We start from the raw sequence: 19,634 nt of genomic DNA on the forward strand, positions 1-19,634 counted from the left end.
GAGGGGATCAGCCGGAGAACCAGTGCTGGGGGCCGGGCTTCAGGTTCTGGTGGATGTGCTTGACCTCGGTGTATTCGGCCAGTCCGGTCGGGCCGAGCTCGCGGCCGAAACCGGACTGCTTGTAGCCGCCCCATTCGGCCTGCGGGAGGTACGGGTGGTAGTCGTTGATCCACACCGTCCCGTGCCGGAGCCGGTTCGCCACGCGCTGGGCGCGGGCGGCGTCCTGGGTGAACACGCCGCCGGCCAGGCCGTAGTGGGTGTCGTTGGCGATGCGGACGGCGTCGTCCTCGTCGGTGAATGTCTCCACGGTCAGGACTGGGCCGAAGGACTCCTCGACGACTGCGGTGCTGCCCTGCTGAACGTTGTCGAGGATCGTCGGCAGGTAGTAGAAGCCGTCCTGCAGCGCCGGGTCGTCCGGACGCTTCCCGCCGGTGCGCAGGACCGCGCCCTCCTCGACGGCGGTGGCGACGTAGCGCTCCACCTTCTCGCGGTGCGCGGCGGAGATGAGCGGCCCGGTCTCGGCGTTCTCGTCGAACGGCCCGCCGAGGCGGATCCGCTCCGCGCGCCGCACCAGTTCGTCCACGAACTCGTCGTGCCATTCCCGCTGGACGATGAGCCGCGCGCCGGCCGAGCAGACCTGCCCGGAGTGCAAGAACACCGCGGTCAGCGCGTAGTCGACAGCGGTTTCGAAGTCCGCGTCGGCGAACACGACGTTCGGGTTCTTGCCGCCGAGTTCGAGCGCGACCTTCTTCACCGTCGCCGCGGCGTTCGCCGCGATCACCCGTCCGGTGGCCAGCCCGCCGGTGAACGACACGAGGTCGACGTCCGGGTGCTCCGACAGCGGCGCACCGGCCGACGGACCCGCGCCGAGCACGAGGTTCGCGACGCCGCCGGGCAGTCCGGCCTCGGCGAGCAGCCGCATGAACAGGATCGAGGTGTGCGGGGTCAGTTCGCTCGGCTTGAGCACGAACGTATTGCCCGCAGCCAGGGCCGGGGCGATCTTCCACACCGTCTGCAGCAGCGGGTAGTTCCACGGGGTGATCAGGCCGCAGACGCCGACCGGCTCGTGCACGATCCGGCTGAACGAGTCCGCGCTGCCGGTGTCCACGACCCGGCCCGCGTCGTTGCCCGCCAGCTTGCCGAAATAGCGCAGGCAAGCCGCGATGTCGCTCATGTCGTAGCGGCTCTCCACCAGGCGTTTGCCGGTGTCGAGCGATTCGGCGCGGGCGAATTCCTCGGCGTCGCGGTCGAGCAGGTCGGCCGCGCGCAGCAGCAGGTTTCCGCGCTCGCCCGCCGGGGTGGCGGGCCAGGGTCCGGTGTCGAACGCCCGGCGAGCCGCGGCGATGGCGGCCTCGGTGTCCTCCGCGGTCGCTTCGGCGACCTCGGCGACCAGGCTGCCGTCCGCGGGGCAGCGGATCTCGCGCCGCCCTCCCGCACGCGCGTCCACCCATTCGCCGCCGATGTACAAGTCCGCCATGGGGTCCTCTCGAGCTCGGGGTCCGTCCGGGATTATCACGGCCACGCGGGGTGACCGCGACTTGACTGACCGGCCTCGTGATCTTCCCCGCTCGTGGAGTTGCGTTTCCGCCGGAGCTGTGATCCGGGACGCGGGCGGCCGGACCGAGGTGGCGGCCGTCCGTAGACTGGCCGGAACCGGCGGAGGAAGAAACGGACGGGGTGGAGCGGTGACCATGCTGGACTCGGTGCACGGACCGGCGGACCTGAAGCGCATGAGCGTCGAGGACCTCGGGGAGCTGGCGGCCGAGATCAGGGACTTCCTCGTGGACAAGGTCCGCCGCAGCGGCGGGCACCTCGGTCCCAACCTGGGCGTCGTCGAGCTGACGCTGGCGCTGCACCGGGTGTTCGATTCGCCGCGCGACGCGATCGTGTGGGACGTCGGGCACCAGGCGTACGTGCACAAGATCGTCACCGGGCGGCACGTCGACTTCGACCTGCTGCGCCAGCAGGGCGGCCCCACCGGGTACCCGTGCCGCGGCGAGAGCGAGCACGACCTGGTCGAGAACAGCCACGCGTCCACCGCACTGTCCTATGTGGACGGCATGGCGAAGGCGTTCGAGCTGTCCGGGGGCCCGCGCAGGCACGCGATCGCGGTGGTCGGCGACGGTGCGCTCACCGGCGGCATGTGCTGGGAGGCGCTCAACAACATCGCCGGGCGCAAGGACCGTCCGGTCGTGATCGTGGTCAACGACAACGGCCGGTCGTACTCGCCGACCATCGGCGGCATGGCCGATCACCTGGCGTCGCTGCGGCTGCAGCCGGGCTACGAGCGGCTGCTGGACGGCGGCCGCGAGCTGCTGCGCAGCACGCCGGTGGTGGGCAAGCCGATCTACGCCGCGCTGCACGCGGCCAAGGCGGGCATCAAGGACGCGCTGAGCCCGCAGGTGATGTTCTCCGACCTCGGCTTGAAGTACCTCGGCCCGGTCGACGGCCACGACCTGGTCGCGCTGGAGAAGGCGTTCCAGAGCGCGCGGGCGTTCGGCGGCTCAGTGATCGTGCACGTGGTCACCGAGAAGGGCCACGGCTACGCGCCCGCGGTGAACCACCAGGCCGACCAGATGCACCAGACCGACCCGATCGACCCGGAGACCGGACTGCCGCCGGTGAAGGGCCCCAGCTGGACCGGCGTGTTCGGCGACGAGCTGGCGAAGATCGGAGAGGAGCGCCAGGACGTCGTGGCGATCACCGCCGCGATGCTGCGCTCGACCGGGCTGGAAAAGTTCTCCGAGCGCTTCCCGGACCGCTGGTTCGACGTCGGCATCGCCGAACAGCACGCGGTGACGTCCGCGGCCGGGCTCGCGATGGGCGGCTGCCATCCGGTCGTCGCGCTGTACTCGACGTTCCTGAACCGGGCGTTCGACCAGGTGCTGATGGATGTCGCGCTGCACCGCCAGCCGGTAACGTTCGTGCTGGACCGCGCGGGCATCACCGGCCCCGACGGCCCGAGCCACCACGGCATGTGGGACCTGTCGCTGCTGGGCATGGTGCCGGGCATGCGCGTGGCCGCGCCGCGCGACCCGGGCACCCTGCGCGAGGAACTGCGCGAGGCGGTCGCGGTGCAGGACGGACCGACCGCGCTGCGGTTCTCGAAGGGCAGCGTCGGCCCGGACGTGCCCGCGGTGGAGCGGATCGGCACGGTCGACCTGCTGCGCCGCCCGTCGGGTTCGACGGACGTGCTGCTGGTCGCGGTGGGTCCGTTCGCGCAGCTGGCGCTGGAGGCCGCGGACCGCTTGGCGGACCAGGGCATCGGCGTGACGGTCGCGGACCCGCGCTGGGTGGTTCCGGTGCCCGCGGAGCTGGTCGCGCTGGCGGAACAGCACAAACTCGTAGTGACGGTCGAGGACAGCGGACGGCACGGCGGTTTCGGCTCAGCGCTGGCGGCGGTGCTGCGCGACGCCGAATGCGACGTCCCGCTGCGCGACCTCGCGGTGCCGCAGGCGTTCCACGACCACGGCACCCGGGCCGAAGTGCTGGACCGGATCGGCCTGACTGCCCAGGACGTGGCGCGGCGGATCACGGAGTGGGCTTCGGGCCGGCTGGGTGTCGATGTGGAGGAGACCGCGGGGGAGAAGCCGCGCGCTTGAGCGACGCGGGAAGAGTCTCGGCTGTCGCGGAGCGGGCTTCCCGTTGGCTGGGTGCCGAAGTGAATCCGGCTGCGGGGCGAGGCCGCGCCCATGATCGGGGCGGGCAGGAGAAACCTCGCGCCTGACCACTTGGACGGCGGGTTCCCGGAGCGGGAACCCGCCGTTTCGCTGTCTCGGCGAGGCCGCTCGCCCGGGTGCCGCTAACCCTCCGCTGGATCCTCGGCAGCGAAAGTCTGGTCGATGTCCGGAATCCAGTAGCAGATCTCCAGCGCCTTCAGCCGCGACATGTGCCAGACCTTCCGGCTGCTGCCCAGCGCTCCGGCCGCGCCGAGCAACGAGAGAGCGGCGGCCCCGGCGGCGACCACCCGATGCGGCCCGGTCGCGGTCTGGCCGAGTGCCACGACGACGGCCAGCGTGAAGGCGAAGGCGATGTTGCGCAGCATCACCGACTGCGCGCGCATCCGGACGATTTCTCCCGCAGCGTCCTTGTCGTGCAGTTCAGCCGCGGCGACGAGCAGCACCGGGTTGGCTTGGACGTAAGGGCGGTCGCGCGCCTGCGGGACCCCGGCGATGAACTCCTGCCGCGCGTCCTCCGCGTCCCGGCGGGGACGGAGTCGCTCCAACTGCGCGGCCAGCGGGTGGAAGAGGTGCCCGAGCAGATAACTGGCCACCACGGCACCGGCCACCAGAAGCGCGCCCGGTGCGGACGTCAGTGCCGCGACGTGTACTACGCCCAGGCGGTCGAGTACGTAGACCAGCAGCGACAGTTGGACCGCTCCGGGCACGGCGAAGCTGAACAGGTCGAAGATGCCGACTGCGAACGTCACGAATCGCCTCCAGGACAAGGGGTTCCGGGATCTTCCCACAGAAGGTCCGCGTGCGTACCAGGTTTGCTCATCGCTGCGCGCGATAGCAGTGATCCGCGCTGGGACCTTTCCGTTCTCCGCGTTCCCGGAATAATCAGGGACGGCGGATTGCTCAGTTCCGGGAAAGGCGGAAAGAATGTCGGAAATCAGCAGGCGCGGTGCGCTCGGGGCGGGTGCGGGAATCGCTGCGGCGACTGCGCTCGGGGCGGCTGGAACGGCGCGGGCGAGCACTGGGAAACCAGTGAACCCGACGTATGTCTTCCCGCTCGCCGCATCCGCGCCCGCGGTCCATGACGGCGGGACTTTACGGGGGGCGCATGAGAAGAACTTTCCGGTCTTGGCTGGTCAGCAAGGGTCGGTGTATTTGGTCCATCTCGACCCCGGTGGCGTGCGCGAACCGCATTGGCACCCGTCCGCATAGGAGCTGAACTATATCATTTCAGGCAAGGCGGACTGGAGCATTCTCGGCACACCCGAGGACGGTAGCTACCAGAATGCGGTTTTCAGAGCGGGAGCAGGAGAACTCGTCTTCGCGCCGCAAGGGTTCTTTCACTATTTCGCGAATTCCAGCAGCGCCGAAGGCCTGGACGTGCTCGTCATGTTCAACACCAGCACCGGGGAGCAGAACGACGACATCGGCATCGTCGGCACGCTGAACTCGTTGCCGCGCGAGAGCCGAAGGATCTTAAGCCGGTGGTGATCACGCGCCGGCGGTAGTGGCAGTGGCCACACCTGGTACACGGTCGCATACCGAGAGTGGTACTCCGGGGCAGTGATCGATCCGGTGCTGCTGCGCACTTTTCTCGCTGTGGCCGAGGCGGGCGGGTTCTCCGAAGCCGCCCGCAGGCTGGAGCTCGGGCAGTCGACGGTGAGCCAGCACGTCCGCCGCCTCGAAACGGCGCTCAGTTGCGTGTTGTTCGAACGAGATACGCACAGCGTGCGGCTCACCGGCGACGGCGAGACGATGACCGGTTTCGCTCGCGGCATTCTTGCTCAGCAGGACCGCGCACTGCGCTATTTCTCCCGGCCGGGCCCGCGCGGGCGGGTCCGGTTCGGAGTGTGCGAGGACTTCCTGCTCGGCCACGCCGCGGACGTGCTCGGCCGGTTTCGCGGCGCGCATCCGGGGATCGACCTCGAACTGTCGGTCGAGCTGAGCGAGGTGCTGCATTCCCGGCTCGCCGACGGAGACCTCGACCTGGTGCTCGCCAAGCGCGATTCCGGACAGGGTTTGCGGCGCGACCCGCTCGTGTGGGTGGGCGCGCCCGGGCTGGACCTGGTCCCGGGCGAGCCAGTGCCGCTAGTGCGTTACCCGGAGCCGAGCGTCACCCGGGCACGCGCGTTGAACGCCTTGCGCCGCAACGGTGTGCAGTGGCGGATCGGCTGTGTCAGCGAGCGGCTCAACGGCCTGCGAGTCGCGCTCGAAGCCGGGCTCGGCATCGGCCTGTTCGCGGAATCCGTTGTCCCGGACGGGCTGGTCCCGATCGCGGGGATGCCCGATCCGGGCTCGGTGACGTTCGTGCTGAGCCGCCGGGGAACGGCACGCGGTCCGGCCGCGGCGTTGGCGGACGCGATCCTGTCCGCACAGTGGAGCCGCCCGCCGCTCACGCTTCGGCAGCCACCGCTTCCGCAGCGACAGCCGGCGAAGGCCCGAACACCTCCCGAGGCTCCGGGAACACCTTCACCAGCACCGGATACGCCACCGCGGCCGTGCACAGCGTCACCACCAGGCTGATGTCCACGCCGCCCGTGATGCCCGCCAGCGGTCCGGTGATCATCGGCGTGTTCGCGCACAGCAGGCCCAGTCCGGTGGCCGGGATCCAGGCCGCCATCGCGCGCCAGTTGACGCCCCGGTGGAACCAGTACCGTCCGCCGGTGCGGCCCTCGTTGAACACTTGCAGGTCAGCCGGGTCGTAATAGCCGCGGCGCTGCACGTAGCCGATCATCATGATCACCATCCACGGCGACGTGCACAACACGATCAGCGTCGCGAACGCGTTGATGCTGGACACCATGTCGAGCACGAAATTGCCGACGAAGATGAACAGCACGCTCAGCGTCCCGATCAGCAGCGTCGCCCGAACGCGGGACAGGCGCGGGAAGATCGAGCTGAAGTCCAGGCCGGTGCCGTACAGCGCGGTGGTGCCGGTGGACAATCCGCCGATCAGCGCGACCGCGATCAGCGGGATCGCGTACCAGAGCGGGGAAATCGCGGTCAGGCCGGTGACGTAGTCGGCCGGGTCGGCGACCAGGGTCGCGGTCGCGATGCCGAAGCCGAACGGCAGCAGCGTCGCCAGTTGCGCGAGGAACGGCGCGGCCAGCAGCGAGCGGCGCGAGTGGGTGGCGGGGATGTAACGCGACCAGTCGCCGAGGAACGCGCCGAACGAGATCGGGTTCGCCATCACCGTCAGCACGGCGAGAATCCACGTCGGCCAGAACGTGCCGAGCGCGAAGTCGCCGCTGCCAGTGAAGGACGGGTCGAACGAGCCCCCGTAGGCGAAGATCCCGACCAGCATGATGAGCGTGCCCAGGGTTACCGCGACGCGGTTGACCAACAGCATGAAGCGGTAGCCGTAGATGCACACGACGAGTACGGCGATCGCGATCACGCCGTACGCGACCGCGCGCAGCACGGGGCCGCCGTCGATGCCGAAAAGCCGCTGTGCCGCACCGGCTACCGCGTCACCGCTCACCCACACCGAGATCGCGAAGAAGGTGATCGCGGTGAGCAGCGACAGGAACGAGCCGACGCACCGGCCGACCACGCCGAAGTGCGCGCCGGACGAAACCGCGTTGTTGGTCCGGGTGACCGGGCCGAACAGGGCCATCGGGGACAGCACGAGCGCGCCGAGCACCACGCCCACCACGGTCGCGGCGAGCGCGGCCCAGAAGCTCAGCCCGTACGCGATCGGCAGCGTGCCCAAGATGATCGTGGCGAACGTGTTGGCCCCGCCGAACGCGAGCCGGAACAGGTCGCGCGGCCGGGACGTCTGCTCGGCGGGCGGGATCGGCGCGATGCCGTGCTGTTCGACCTCGGTGACTTTGCCGCTCATCACTCGAACCTCGTCATCACGTGCTTGACGCGGGTGTACTCGGCGAACGAGTACGCCGAGAGGTCCTTGCCGTGCCCGGAGTGGCCGAACCCGCCGTGCGGCATCTCGGCGGTCAGCGGGCCGTGCGTGTTCACCCACACGCAGCCGAAATCGAGGTCGCGCGACACCCGGGCGACGCGGGCGACGTCGTTCGTCCAGACCGAAGAAGCCAGGCCGTAGGGGACGCCGTTGGCCAGCTCCAGCGCTTCCGTCTCGTCGGCGAACGACTGGACGGTGATGACCGGCGCGAAGACTTCCTCCTGGACCAGTTCGTCGTCCTGCCGGAGGCCGGACACGACGGTCGGCGCGAGCTGGAAGCCCGGTCCGGTCGCGGTGCCGCCGGTTTCGACGCGGGCGTGCGACGGCAGCCGCTCCAGCAGGCCGAGCACGCGGTCGAGCTGGGCGCGGCTGTTGAGCGGGCCGTAGTCGACGTCCGGACGACGCGTGGCGGCTGTTTTCGTCAGTGCGGCAACGAACTCGTCGTGGACGCTCTCGTGCACCAGCACGCGGCTGCCCGCGGTGCAGTCCTGTCCGGCGTTGTAGAACGCGGCGTCGGCGATCCGCTCGGCGGTGTCGGCGAGGTCGGTGTCCGGGAAGACCAGCAGGGGAGCGTTGCCGCCCAGTTCCAGGTGGGTGCGCTTGAGATCGGCCGCGGCGACGGTCGCCACGTCGATGCCGGCGCGCGTCGAGCCGGTGATGGACACCAGGTCGGTGTGCGGGTGCCGGACCAGCGCACGGCCGGTTTCCCGGTCGCCGCACACGACGTTGAACACGCCCGGCGGCAGGGATTCCGCCGCGATTTCGGCCAGCAGCACCGCGGTGGACGGCGTGGTTTCCGCCGGCTTGAGCACCACGGTGTTGCCCGCGGCGAGCGCCGGGCCGATCTTCCAGACGGCCATCATCAGCGGGTAGTTCCACGGCGCGATCTGCGCGCACACGCCGATCGGCTCGCGGCGGATCACCGACGTGTGCCCGGCCAGGTATTCGCCCGCGCCGGTGCCTTCGAGCTGCCGCGCGGCACCGGCGAAGAACCGCAGTGTGCTCACGCATTCCGGGATTTCCTCGTCCAGCATGACCGCACGGACCTTGCCGGTCTCGCGGACCTCGGCGGCGGCGAACTCTTCCGCGCGGGCTTCCAGCGCGCCGGCGATCTTGAGCAGGGCTTCCTGGCGCTGCGCGGGAGTGCTGCGCCGCCACGACTGGAACGCGCGCGCCGCCGACTCCATCGCGAGATCGATTTCGTTCCGCCGGGAAACGACGCTGGTGCCGAAAACCTTGCCGGTGGCCGGGTTCGTCAGTTCGAGGGTCGCCTCGGTGTCGGGCGTGTCGACCAAAGCGCCGCCGACGAAGTTGCGGACGTAGGTCATGAGTGCTCCAAGTGGGTTGGGGCGAACATCTTCAGCAGTGCGGGAAGCACGACGACCGACGGGCCGGGGGTGCGCAGCGCGTCGGCGAGATCGGCGCGGACAGTGTCCGCAGCGGTCTTTCGGGCGGGGATGCCGAACGATTCGGCCAGCGCGACGAAATCCGGCCGCGGCAGTTCGGTCGCGGTGCTCTGGCCGAACGCGCCGGTGAGGTATTCGCGCAGGATGCCGTAGCCGCCGTCGTCGACGACCAGCCAGGTCACGTCGAGCTGGTGCTGCACGGCGGTGGCCAGTTCGGCCAGCCCGTACATCGCGCCGCCGTCGCCGGACACGGCCAGCGATCGCACACCGGCCGCGGCAGCGCCGAGCGCGCCGGGAAGGCCGTAGCCGAGGCCGCCCGCACCCTGCGCGGTGTGGATCGGCGCTCCGTCGGGATTCCACACCGACCACGCCCAGTAGGCCGCGATCGTCATGTCCCAGAAGGTCTGCGTGTCTTCGGGAAGCGCGGCGCGGATGTCCTCGAGCAGCTTCCGTTCAAGCGCGAGCGGCTGACTGTCCAACCTGGACTCAACGCGCGCGAGCAGGTCCTTCACCGCCGCTTCGGCTCGTCCGTCCGCAGTACGCGGCGTGAGCTGATCCAGCAACGCGCGGAGGGTGTGCCGGACGTCGGCGTGCAGCGCGAGCGCGGGGTAGTTCGACTCCAGTTTTCCGAGATCCGCTTCCACCTGCACGACCTGGCCGCGCGGCGCGAACTCGCGGTAGTTGCTGGACAGTTCGCCCAGCCCGGAGCCGAGCACCAGCAGGACGTCGGCGGCGGAGAGGAATTCCGTGGTGTGCCAGTCTTCCATCCACGATTGCGCGGACAGCTCGTGGTCCCAGGCGAAAACGCCCTTGCCGCCGAACGTCGACACCACCGGCGCGCGCAGGGTTTCGGCGAGCTGGCGCAGTTCGTCGTGCGCTCCGGAACGCAGCGCGCCGCCGCCGGCGAGGATCACCGGATTCTTCGCTTCGTCAAGGAGTTTCGCGGCCTCGGCCACCAGCTCCGGCAACGGTTCGAGCGGCGCCGGAGCCGCGGTCACCGACGTCAGCCGCGGCAGGTTCGCCGGGGCGAGCAGCACGTCCTGCGGGATTTCCACCCACACCGGCCCGTACGGCGCGGTCGCGGCGGATTCCCACGCCTCGCGCAGCGCGGTCGGGATCTGACTGATCGACCGGACCACGTGCACCGACTTCACGATGTCGCGGAAGCTGGCCTGCTGGTCGGTGAGTTCGTGCAGGTAACCATGGCGTCCGCCGCCGAGCCCGGCGACCGGGACCTGGCTCGAGATGCCGAGCACCGGCACCGATGCCGCGCGCGATTCCTGCAGCGACGCAAGCGTGAGCAACGCACCGGGGCCGGTCGACACGATCATCGGCGTGACCGGCACCGGGCCGTGCGGATCGGCGGCGAGCCGGGCGCGCGCGTGGCCGTCCGCGGCGAAGGCGAGATTGTTCTCCACTCGCGAGCTGACCACGCGCAGGTCTTCAGCGCGGCGCAGAGCCTCGAACAGGCCAAGCGCGTGCTGTCCGGGCAGGCCGAACACGGTGTCCGCGCCGAGCGCCCGCAGCGTCTCTACGACAACGTCGCCGCCGATCCGGGTCATGCGCTGCGTCCCAGCGCCAGCAGGCTGACCAGGTCGTAGGCGACGTGCGATGCGGCGACGGCGGTGATCTCGGCGTGGTCGTAGGCCGGGGCCAATTCCACGACGTCCGCGCCGACCAGGTTGAGCCCGCGCAGACCGCGCAGGATCTCCAGCAGTTCGCGGCTGGTCATACCGCCCGCCTCGGGCGTGCCGGTGCCGGGCGCGTGCGCGGGGTCGAGCACGTCGATGTCCACGGACACGTACAGCGGACGGTCGCCGATGCGCTGGCGAAGCGCGTCCACGGTCTCGTCGATGCCGCGGCGCAGTACGTCGCCGGAGGTGACGATGCCGAAGCCAAGGCGACGGTCTTCTTCGAGGTCGCGCTTGCCGTACAGCGGGCCGCGCGTGCCCACGTGCGACACGGCGCTGGTGTCGAGGATGCCTTCTTCGACTGCGCGACGGAACGGCGTGCCGTGCGTGTACGGCTCGCCGAAGTAGGTGTCCCAGGTGTCGAGGTGAGCGTCGAAGTGAAGCAGCGCAACGGGGCCGTGCTTCTTCGCCGCCGCGCGCAGCAGCGGGAGCGCGATGGTGTGGTCACCGCCGACAGTCACTAGCTTCGTCTCGCCCGCAGTGAGCGCTTCGGCTTCCTGCTGCAGCTTTTCGATCGCTTCACCGATGTGGAACGGGTTGACCGCGATGTCGCCAGCGTCGACGACCTGCTTCTCCGCGAACGGCGAAACGTCCAGACCTGGGTGGTACGGCCGCAGCAGGCGGCTCGCCTCGCGAAGCGCCGAAGGACCGAACCGCGCGCCGGGACGGTAGGACACGCCGGAGTCGAACGGCACGCCGACCACGGCTACGTCGGCGCTCGGCACTTCGTCGATCCGCGGCAGCCGCGCGAAGGTCGCGAAGCCGGCGAAACGCGGGATCTGCGACGAGTCGAGCGGGCCGACCGGACGCTGTTCACTCACTGGGTCAACTCCTGTCGGGTTTCGGATGCGCTGAGATCTTCAGCGGCTTCGGAACCATGAAGACGTTGTGTCCACACGGAAAGAATGCTGTCCGGCGTACGCGGTGTCGCGAGACTGACACCGACGTACACGACCAGGCTGACGCCGAGCCCCCAATAAATCGGACTGTTGGCCGCGACCCCGTCGATGATCATGAAGGCGATGACGGACACCGTGCCAGCCACCATCGACGCGTACGCGCCTTCGCGAGTACCACGCTTCCAGAACAACGCGCCGACGATCGTGACGAGCAGGCCGCCGACGAGGATGTCGTACGCGATGGTGAGCGCGTTGACGACGTCGTCCACGAGCATTGCGATACCGATGGCCACGATGCCCAGCACAAGTGTCGTCACTCGGTTACGCAAGACCTCGCCACTCTTAAGGCCGATCTTGCGGAACAGGTCCGAAGTCGTCGTGGTGGCGCACGCGATGAGCGCGCCGCTCGAAGTCGACATCAGCGCCGAGAGCGCCGCAGCGAGCACGAGACCGCGTACGCCGGTGGGCAGCAGCCGTTCGGCGATGGTGGCAAAGGCGTCCTGCGCGCTGCCGAGGTCTGGGTACAACACCTTCGCCGCCGTACCGATCAGCGCGCCCGCGATGCCGTAGACGAGGCAGTACACGCCGGAGATGACGCCGCCGCCGGTCGCGACGCGCGGGGTGCGCGCGGTGAACACGCGCTGCCAGATGTCCTGCCCGATCAGCAACCCGAACGTGTAGATCAGGAAGTAAGTCAGGATCGTCTCGCCGCCGATCGAGGTGAACTCGAAGTACGACGCGTCCAGTTTCTCGGCCATCCCGCTGAAGCCGCCCGCCGAGACGAGCGCGACCGGGAGCAGCACGAACAGGATGCCGATCGTTTTGATCACGAACTGCGCGATGTCGGTCAGCGTGATCGACCACATGCCGCCGAGCACCGAGTACAGCACCACGATCGACCCGCCGATCGCGATCCCGGCCCAGCTCGGGATCGAGAACAGCACCTTGAAGATCGACGCGAACGCCAGTGTCGAGGTGACCGTGAGCATCAGCGTGTAGCCCCACATCACCACGCCGGACACCGCGCTGGCGCGGCCGCCGTAGCGCAGGTCGAGCATCTCGCCGACGGTGTAGACGCGCAGTTTCACCAGCCGCCGCGCGAAAACCGCGTGCAGCACCAGGATGCCGACGCCGATCGTGATCACCAGCCACGCGCCGGAGATGCCGTAGGTGTAGCCGAGTTTCACGCCGCCGACGGTCGACGCGCCGCCGAGCACGACGGCCGACATCGTGCCGGAGTACATGAACCAGCCGAGCCGCCGTCCGGCGACCAGGTAGTCGGATTTCGTCTTGGCCAGCCGGAGGCCGATCCAGCCGACCCCGATCATGCCCGCGATGTACAGCGCGATCACCGCATAGTCGCCGCCCACGGGTCCTCCTTGAAACGGGGTGGGTTCTTGCGGGACACCGTAGGGTCGGGCGACCCCGCGGCGGCATGGGACGATGTATCCAGGACTTCGCCGAAGATTGGTTGAAATGACCCAGCAGGACGTGCTGTTGCCCGCAGAGGTGACAGTCCCACTACGCACCGTCGCGGGCAACCCGGAGCTGGCGCTCGATGTGGTGCCCGAAACGTTGCGTCCAGGCGCCCTGGACCGGCCGGTGCGGTGGGCGCACGTGAGCGAACTGGCCGACCCCGCGCCGTACCTGGTGGGTGCCGAACTCGTGCTGACCGCGGGCGTGAACCTGCCGAAGGACGCCGACCGGTACGTCCGGGGACTGCGCGACGCGGGCGTCACCGCACTCGGCTTCGGCCTCACCCCGACAGTCTCGGAAACCCTGCCGTCCTCGCTGCGCGACGCCTGCGTGGAGCACGGCCTGCCGCTGCTGGTCGTGCCACCCGCGACGCCGTTCCTGGCGATCAACCGCGCCGTCGCCGTCGCGCTCGCCGAAGCGGGACGACACGAAGAACGGCGACTGGCGGAAGGTCGCGAAGCGCTGACGCGAGCCGCGGGCGGCGGCTTGGGGGAGTTGGTCGCCGCGCTCGCCGGACGCTTGCGCGGATGGGTCGCGATGGTCGGTGCCGGGGACGTACTCGCCGCGGGCTACGACGCGCCGCAGCCGTTGCCGTCGCCGGTGAAGGAACTGCTCGCGACCTTGCGCGCTCGCTCCGGAATCCGCATCGCCTCCACCGAATTGCCGGACGGCACCCACGTTGTCGCGCAACCGGTCTATCCGCAGGCGACCGCCGCGCACCTGGTCGTGGCCGGCCGCGCGCAACGGTTCGACAGCGGGGACCGGGCGATCCTGGCCGTCGGCGCGGCGCTGCTGGGACTCGTCGGCCGCGCCGGATCGGACAGTGCGGAACTCGGCGCCGCGGCGACCGCGTTGCTGCTCGGCGGCCCCGGTGCGGACGCGCTCGCCGGAGTCGTCGGCAGCGACCAGGCCCGGCTCGTCGCCGGAGTCGCCCGCCGACGGGGTCCGGACGCGCTGGCCCGGCGGCCGGACTGGCTGCGCGCCCGGCTCGACACCCCGCTGGTCCAGGTCCTGCCCGGCCCCCGGTTCTACGCCATCGCAAGCGAGCCCACCGACCTGGACGGTCTCCTGGAACACGGCTGGCTCGCGGTGGCCAGCCCGCCGCACCCCGCCGCCGGCCTGCCCGCCGCCGTCGCGGAAACCGAACTGCTGCTCGCCCGCGCCCGCGCACTGGCTCGTCCGCTGGCCGCCAGCGCCGACCCGCTCGGCTTCGACGACCTGATCCCGCCCGCCGCGGCAGGCGCGTTCGCCGAACGCCTGCTGGCCCCGCTGCGGGAACTGGACCGCGCGCACGGCCGCGAGCTGGTGCCGACCCTGCGGACGTGGCTGGCGCACCACGGCAGCTGGGACCGGACCGCCGCCGAACTCGGCGTGCACCGCAACAGCGTGCGGCACCGGATCGGGCAGGCGGAACGGGCGCTGGGGACGGAGCTGGCCGATCCGGAAACGCGGATGCGACTGTGGTTCGCGTTGCGGTGGGGCTGAACGCGAGTGTCCACTCAGGCTTCTCAGGTGCTCTCAGGAAACTATGGGATTGTGGTCTGGTGCGAGTTCTGGTAGTCGAAGACGAAGAGCCGTTGGCCGACGCGATCGCCCGCGGGCTGCGGCGGGAGGGCATGGCCGTCGACATCGCGCTCACGGGCGACGACGGGCACGAGAAGTCGTCCGTCACGCGGTACGACGTGGTGCTGCTCGACCGCGACCTGCCCGGGATGTCCGGCGACGACCTGTGCCGCGAGATCGTGACGTCCGGCGAGCTGACGCGCGTGCTGATGCTGACCGCGAGCAGTTCGGTGTCCGACCGGGTGGACGGGCTGTCGCTGGGCGCGGACGACTATCTCGCCAAGCCGTTCGCCTTCCCGGAGCTGGTCGCGCGCGTGCGGGCACTGGGCCGCCGCGCGACGCCCGCCGCGCCGCCGCTGCTCACCGCGGGCGACGTCGAGCTGGATCCGGCGAAGCGCACCGTCCGGCGCGCGAGCGGGCCGGTCGAGCTGACCCGCAAGGAGTTCGGCGTGCTCGAGGTGCTGCTGTCCGCCGGGGGTTCGGTGGTGAGCAGCGAGGAACTGCTCGAACGGGTGTGGGACGAGAACGCCGACCCGTTCACCACGACGGTCCGGGTCACCGTGATGACCTTGCGCAAGAAGCTCGGCGAACCGGGCATCATCGAGACCGTGGTCGGCTCGGGCTACCGGGTGTCGGTCGCCGGTTCCGAGTGAAGCTTCCCGGCGCCCGCAGCCTGCGGGTGCGCGTCACCGTCCTGGCGACCGTCCTGGTCGCCGCGGCGGGGTTGCTGCTGCTGTGGCTGGCGTGGACGCTCGTCGGCGACGCGGTCGACGCCGTGCCGCACATGCCGCCGGGCACCATCGTGCGGGTCGACGGCATCGACGTGGACGCGTCCACGCTCGCGCAGCACCTGCGCACCCACGCGGTCACCCGGGTGCTGATCTTCGGCTCGCTGGCCTTCTGCTTCGTGGTGGCCGCGGCGGCGATCCTGGCCTGGACGTTCACCTCCCGCGTGCTGCGTCCGCTGCGCGAGATCACCGGGACCGCGCGACGGCTGTCGATCGAGTCGATGGGGGAGCGCATCGGCGAGATCCGCTCGCGCGACGAACTGGCCGAGCTGGCCAAGACGTTCGACGACATGCTCGACCGGCTGCAGGACGCGTTCGACTCGCAGCGGCATTTCGTGGCCAACGCGAGCCATGAATTGCGCACCCCGCTGTCGGTGATCCGCACGGAATTGGACGTGACGCTGTCCGACGAACACGCCGACGAGGCCGAATTCCGCCGGATGGCCGGGGTCGTGCTGGACGCGACGAACCGGGCAGGGCAGTTGGTGAATTCGCTGCTGCTGCTGGCGCGCACCGACGGAGCCGGTCTCGTGACGCGGGAACTGGTCGACCTGACCGTGCTCGTGGAACGGGCTTGGTCCGCGGTCCGCGGCGAGGCTGAACAACGCGGCCTGCGCGCGGATTTCGCGATGCAGCCGTCCCCGGCGATCGGGGATCCCGCTCTGCTGGAACGGATCGCGGGAAACCTGGTCGAAAACGCGGTGCGGCACAACGTCGACGGAGGCTGGATCGAGGTGACGACGGAGCCGGGCGCGCGCTGGTCGACGTTGCGGGTGCGTTCGTCGGGCGGGCTGCTGGACCCGGCGGCGGTGCCGGAACTGTTCCAGCCGTTCCGCCGCGCCGGGGTGGCCCGGACGGCGCGTTCCGGTGCGGGACTGGGGCTTTCGATCGTGCGGGCGGCGGTGCAGGCGCACGGCGGGACGGTGTCGGCGGAGCCGGTGGTCGGCGGCGGGCTGGCGGTGACGGTGCGGCTGCCCACCGCGTAGCGACCCCGTAGCACCTTTTCAAGGAAGGTGCTACATTAGTCTTCATGGGGCACAGTATCGGACAGCGGGAACTGCGCAACGACAACGCGGAGATCATGCGCCGCGTCGCGGCGGGCGAGATGTTCACCGTGACTCGCAACGGAAAACCTGTCGCCGACCTGGTGCCGCACCGAGCACCGGAAGAACCGCCGCGGAACCGGACGCTCGGCGAAATCCAGGAAGCTTTCCGCGGGCTGCCGCCGATGGACAGCGCCGAATGGCGGCGCGAGCGGGACGCCGATGACGCTGTCTTCGGCGCCGACCGCCTGGGTGAGCCAGGCGAAGACCAGTGACCGTCCCGGCTCGCGTCCTGCTTGACACCTCTGTGGTCATCGACCTCGAACGGCTGGACTTGGGCTCGTACGCGTCCGCAGTGCCCGCAGTCAGTTCGGTGACCATCGCGGAGCTGGCTTACGGCCTCGCCACCGACGATCCCATCCGGCTCGGGGAACGGGTCGAGCGCTACCACACCGCCCTCGAACAGTTCGTGGTGCTGCCGTTCGCCGTCAACGAGGCCAAGATGTACGGCACGGCCGCCGCGCTGGTCCGCCGGTTCGGCCGGGATCCGCGTCCCCGCCGGATGGATTTGCAGATCGCGGCGACGGCGGCAGTGCAGCGGATCCCGTTGCTCACCAGGAATCCCAAGGACTACGTCGGGCTCGACCGGCTGCTCACCGTTATCGACGTCTGACGCGGGCCGCCGACAGTCCTCATTGGACCGGACGCCCCGCCTCACCGAACTCGCGGACGCAAAAATCCGTGAGTGCCTTCAGCGCCGCCGTGGTCTGCCCGCCCCGGACGCAAGCGAGCACCACCGCGTTCTCCGGCAGCTCGTCCGCGATCCGCCGGTAGATCAGCGGCAGCCCGTCGTAAGTCCGGTCGCCGTGCGGCCTGCCCACCAGCACCGAATAGCCCAGCCCGCGCGCGACCATGGCCCGGATGGTCTCGACGTTGGCCATGCTCCAGCCGGCGACCGGTTCGACGCCCGCGTGCCGCATCAGGTTTTCGGCCAGATCGCGTGCGGGGCGCAGGGAAGTCAGGATGGCCGGCTCGTCGCTGAGTTCCGCGAGGGCGATCTCGTCGCGGTCGGCGAGGCGGTGGTTCGCGGGCAGCATCAAGCGCAGCCGGACCGGGGCGATGCGTACGTGGTCCAGCCCGCGGCGCAGATGGGCGGAATACAGCAGGCACGCGTCGATGTCGCCGTCGGCCAGTTGCTGCTGCAGTTCGTCGGACGGGCCTTCGGCGATTTCCAGCCGCAGCGCGGGATGCGCGTGCGGTCCACCGGGGCTTCCCTGTGCTACCAAGGCGCTTCGACGCTGTGGGCGGGCTTCGCCCCGGCGATCGCGATCAGCCTTGTGCTCGCGGCGGGGGCGGGACGACGTTGCTGGGCACTCGCGAGGGGAGGGAGCGTGAGCTGTCGTGAGTGGCAATCCCGGTTAGAACCGGGATTGCCACTCACGACCTACCGGACGTCCACAAACGTAGGATTCCCGTACAGCCACAGGTCCTCATACGGATCAGCCTGCCCGATCACGTCCATCGCCGGCTCGATCCCGCCTGCGACGTGCCGCTTCCCGTCCGTCCCGCGCACCCGGACGTAGAACGGCTCCCGCACGTTGCGGAACGTGTGCTTGAACGTCACCCGCCGTCCCGCGTAGCCGCGCGAAGGCGTGAACGACTCGACCACGCGCGTACCTGGCGCAGCCATCGTGTCGCGATCCGCCGCCGGGCCGGTGACCGGACCGGAGATCAGGTCCAGCCGGCCGAGGCGCGGCACCGAACCCGATCCGTTCGGCCGGTACGCGGTCACCGCGGACACGACGACCGTCACCGTCGAACCACGCCGCACGCGCAGCCGTCCGCCGAAGGTCGCGCAGTCGCCGCCGCCGAGCACGCCGACTTCCAGCTGCTGCACCAAACCGCCGTGAGACAGCCAAATCCGGCCCGCGCGCAGACCCTCCAGCACACCCTCGAAGCCCGGCCGGCGCACGCCGACCACGGTGCGGCTGAACTCGCCGGGGTAGAAATCCGCGTACGGCGCGGACAATTGCGGGACCCCGCTGTCGACCGGGTCCGGGTACTTGCCGGTCTGCTCGTACCAGCCGTCCGGCACCGACGGGCGCACCAGCTGGTCGCCGCGGTTGTAGTGCGAGTCCGAGTTCGTGGTGATCCACCACGGTTTCCCTTCGGCCAGCAGGGAATCCCACAGCCCGCCGACCTTCGCCGTGGTCCAGTCCCAGCCGCCGAACGTGCGGTACGCCTCGGCCGGGAAACCGGGCCACGAGTCCGCGCCGGGGTTGTTGGCGTAGCCGCCGCGCGCGCCGCCATTGCCTTGCGGCTTGGGGAATCCGTCGGCCTGCGCGCCGGGCGCGCCTTCCATGCCGATCACGATTCCGGGTGCGGTGTCGCGGTAGTTGCGCAGTTCGTGCGGCGACACGCGGCCGTTGCGCAGCGGGTGGTTGATCAGCACGACCGGCGCGTGGATCCGGCGCTTGCGTTCCTGCTCGGCAAGCCACCGCAAACCCTTGAGCGCCAACGCTTCGTGCTCCGGGCTGGAGGATTCGGAACCGGTCAGCCGCCAGTCGAAACTCCGCTCGAATTCGCGCAGCACGCTCGCCTGGTCGCGTCCTGCCTGGAAGAACAGCGTCGCGTGCTCCGCGCCCGGCACGTTCCACTCCATGCCTTGCCACAGCAGCAGATCCGGATGCCTCCGCTGCGCGGCGAGCACATCGTGGCTGGTCGGCTCCACCGATGACTTCTCGTGCGTCGCGTGCCCGTGATCGGTGAAGACAATCCACTTCGCGCCGTGTTCGCGCGCTCCGGAGGCGATCCGGTCGATCGTGTACATCGCGTCGTACGAGTACTGGCTGTGCGTGTGGTGATCGCCGACGACCCACTGGTAGCGGCGGCCGAACAGCCAGTCGAGATCGATCCCGAGGTCGAGCCCCAGATCGAGGCCCGCGGCGTCGGCCTGGCCCGGGGCCAGCACCGGGACTCCGGCCGCGACAGCGCCCGCCAGCCCCGCGCGCTTGAAGAATCCGCGACGGCCGACGCCGCCCGGGTTCGTGCTGTTCATCCTGCTCCTGACCTGCTCGAATGATTCGGCAGGACGCTATGGGGCAGCGGTGAACGGCTGGTGCCCGGAAGGTCACGAAGTGCTCGGTGTGTCCGGGTTCACGGCGGAGCCGCC

General features: G+C 70.0%; 15 protein-coding genes and 2 pseudogenes. 8 read left to right on the forward strand and 9 right to left on the reverse strand.

Translation table 11 applies throughout. The features are described from left to right. Positions 1 to 7 precede the first annotated feature (7 nt). On the reverse strand, positions 8 to 1,477 hold the full coding sequence (locus L3Q65_RS03240; protein WP_237598756.1) for an aldehyde dehydrogenase family protein: 1,470 nt from the start codon (positions 1,475 to 1,477) through the stop codon (positions 8 to 10). 208 nt (positions 1,478 to 1,685) lie between these two features. Between L3Q65_RS03240 and dxs the strand changes: the two genes are divergently transcribed. Continuing rightward, positions 1,686 to 3,602, forward strand: coding sequence for a 1-deoxy-D-xylulose-5-phosphate synthase (dxs, locus tag L3Q65_RS03245; RefSeq protein WP_182890534.1), 1,917 nt, complete (start codon positions 1,686 to 1,688; stop codon positions 3,600 to 3,602). A gap of 200 nt (positions 3,603 to 3,802) precedes the next feature. Here dxs and L3Q65_RS03250 read toward each other — a convergent pair whose 3' ends face one another. Beyond that, entirely contained in the window at positions 3,803 to 4,429 is a 627-nt protein-coding gene (locus L3Q65_RS03250) for a hypothetical protein (protein WP_182890533.1), read from the reverse strand. A gap of 175 nt (positions 4,430 to 4,604) precedes the next feature. Between L3Q65_RS03250 and L3Q65_RS03255 the strand changes: the two are divergent. Beyond that, a pseudogene (locus L3Q65_RS03255) lies at positions 4,605 to 5,168 on the forward strand (cupin domain-containing protein). 84 nt (positions 5,169 to 5,252) lie between these two features. Beyond that, positions 5,253 to 6,017: pseudogene (locus L3Q65_RS03260) on the forward strand (LysR family transcriptional regulator); the annotation flags it as partial. Between the two features lie 52 nt (positions 6,018 to 6,069). On the opposite strand, the gene L3Q65_RS03265 reads toward L3Q65_RS03260, so the two are convergent. The 5 genes from L3Q65_RS03265 to L3Q65_RS03285 are packed head-to-tail and all read right to left on the reverse strand — an operon-like array spanning position 6,070 to position 12,962. Further along, positions 6,070 to 7,518 (reverse strand): cytosine permease, encoded by a 1,449-nt coding sequence (locus tag L3Q65_RS03265; RefSeq protein WP_237598757.1) that lies wholly within the window; start codon positions 7,516 to 7,518, stop codon positions 6,070 to 6,072. Continuing rightward, positions 7,518 to 8,924, reverse strand: a complete 1,407-nt coding sequence (locus tag L3Q65_RS03270) for an aminobutyraldehyde dehydrogenase (protein WP_182890531.1) — start codon at positions 8,922 to 8,924, stop codon at positions 7,518 to 7,520. Before L3Q65_RS03270 ends, L3Q65_RS03265 begins: the two co-directional genes overlap by 1 nt. Further along, positions 8,921 to 10,564: a thiamine pyrophosphate-binding protein gene (locus tag L3Q65_RS03275; RefSeq protein WP_182890530.1), complete on the reverse strand. Its 1,644-nt coding sequence runs from the start codon at positions 10,562 to 10,564 to the stop codon at positions 8,921 to 8,923. Before L3Q65_RS03275 ends, L3Q65_RS03270 begins: the two co-directional genes overlap by 4 nt. After that, positions 10,561 to 11,514 (reverse strand): agmatinase, encoded by a 954-nt coding sequence (gene speB, locus L3Q65_RS03280; RefSeq protein ID WP_237598758.1) that lies wholly within the window; start codon positions 11,512 to 11,514, stop codon positions 10,561 to 10,563. The genes L3Q65_RS03275 and speB overlap by 4 nt, the downstream gene beginning before the upstream one ends. Beyond that, on the reverse strand, positions 11,511 to 12,962 hold the full coding sequence (locus L3Q65_RS03285; protein WP_182890528.1) for a sodium:solute symporter: 1,452 nt from the start codon (positions 12,960 to 12,962) through the stop codon (positions 11,511 to 11,513). The genes speB and L3Q65_RS03285 overlap by 4 nt, the downstream gene beginning before the upstream one ends. A gap of 106 nt (positions 12,963 to 13,068) precedes the next feature. Between L3Q65_RS03285 and L3Q65_RS03290 the strand changes: the two genes are divergently transcribed. From L3Q65_RS03290 to L3Q65_RS03310, 5 genes are read left to right on the forward strand one after another with little or no spacing between them, the layout of a single operon-like run. Then, complete coding sequence (locus tag L3Q65_RS03290) at positions 13,069 to 14,553, forward strand: PucR family transcriptional regulator (protein ID WP_182890527.1); 1,485 nt, start codon at positions 13,069 to 13,071, stop codon at positions 14,551 to 14,553. Between the two features lie 59 nt (positions 14,554 to 14,612). Then, positions 14,613 to 15,284 carry a response regulator transcription factor gene (locus tag L3Q65_RS03295; RefSeq protein WP_009075614.1) on the forward strand — a complete coding sequence of 224 codons (672 nt, stop codon included), beginning with the start codon at positions 14,613 to 14,615 and terminating at the stop codon, positions 15,282 to 15,284. Beyond that, positions 15,281 to 16,405 (forward strand): cell wall metabolism sensor histidine kinase WalK, encoded by a 1,125-nt coding sequence (locus L3Q65_RS03300; RefSeq protein ID WP_237598759.1) that lies wholly within the window; start codon positions 15,281 to 15,283, stop codon positions 16,403 to 16,405. Before L3Q65_RS03295 ends, L3Q65_RS03300 begins: the two co-directional genes overlap by 4 nt. Positions 16,406 to 16,449: 44 nt before the next feature. Further along, a complete protein-coding gene (locus L3Q65_RS03305; protein WP_182890525.1) occupies positions 16,450 to 16,737 on the forward strand; it encodes a type II toxin-antitoxin system Phd/YefM family antitoxin in 288 nt (95 codons plus the stop codon). After that, positions 16,734 to 17,135 (forward strand): type II toxin-antitoxin system VapC family toxin, encoded by a 402-nt coding sequence (locus L3Q65_RS03310; protein ID WP_182890524.1) that lies wholly within the window; start codon positions 16,734 to 16,736, stop codon positions 17,133 to 17,135. The genes L3Q65_RS03305 and L3Q65_RS03310 overlap by 4 nt, the downstream gene beginning before the upstream one ends. Before the next feature lie 19 nt (positions 17,136 to 17,154). On the opposite strand, the gene L3Q65_RS03315 is transcribed toward L3Q65_RS03310, so the two are convergent. Further along, entirely contained in the window at positions 17,155 to 17,748 is a 594-nt protein-coding gene (locus tag L3Q65_RS03315) for a LysR substrate-binding domain-containing protein (RefSeq protein WP_237598760.1), read from the reverse strand. A gap of 158 nt (positions 17,749 to 17,906) precedes the next feature. Next, positions 17,907 to 19,520, reverse strand: coding sequence for a PHP domain-containing protein (locus tag L3Q65_RS03320; protein WP_237598761.1), 1,614 nt, complete (start codon positions 19,518 to 19,520; stop codon positions 17,907 to 17,909). Positions 19,521 to 19,634 lie beyond the last annotated feature (114 nt).

The organism is Amycolatopsis sp. FU40 (genome assembly GCF_021903635.1).
GTDB classification, from domain to species: Bacteria; Actinomycetota; Actinomycetes; order Mycobacteriales; family Pseudonocardiaceae; genus Amycolatopsis; species Amycolatopsis dendrobii.